Here is a 428-nt window from a genome sequence, read left to right on the forward strand (position 1 = left end):
GTCATAGACAAAGTAATTGATAATAGTGAACCCCGGCTTAGGCTGGGGTTCATTGCTTATACGGCAAAATGCGAATGATATTGAGAAACGATATCGCCCAAATATTTTAATATTTTAGGAGGCTGGAAAGTGCATAATCATAACGATGTAATTCAAACTAACGGCACTGGTTCACGCTCAAGCAGTGTGAATGCAAATGTCAACTCTTTCGATACTCATTACAATAACGCCAATGCAGCTTCCCAAGCAGCCGCAATTCACGCAAGTCATGCGCATCAGCATCGTTTGCTTCTTACGCTTTCTCTTACTGCAACTGTGTTTTTTGCTGAGGTGATTGGTTCTTTCCTAACTAATTCTTTGTCGCTTCTTATAGACGCAGGTCATATGCTTACAGACATTTCAGTTCTTGCAGCTTCAACAGTTACTGC

The 428-nt window shown here is 41.1% G+C and carries 1 pseudogene; it reads left to right on the top strand.

The annotated features are described in order from the left end of the window. Positions 1-129 precede the first annotated feature (129 nt). Positions 130-428, top strand: a pseudogene (locus J5M67_RS28940) (hypothetical protein); the annotation flags it as partial.

The sequence above is a fragment of the Pseudomonas sp. 30_B genome, from assembly GCF_017491605.1.
GTDB lineage: Bacteria > Pseudomonadota > Gammaproteobacteria > Pseudomonadales > Pseudomonadaceae > Pseudomonas.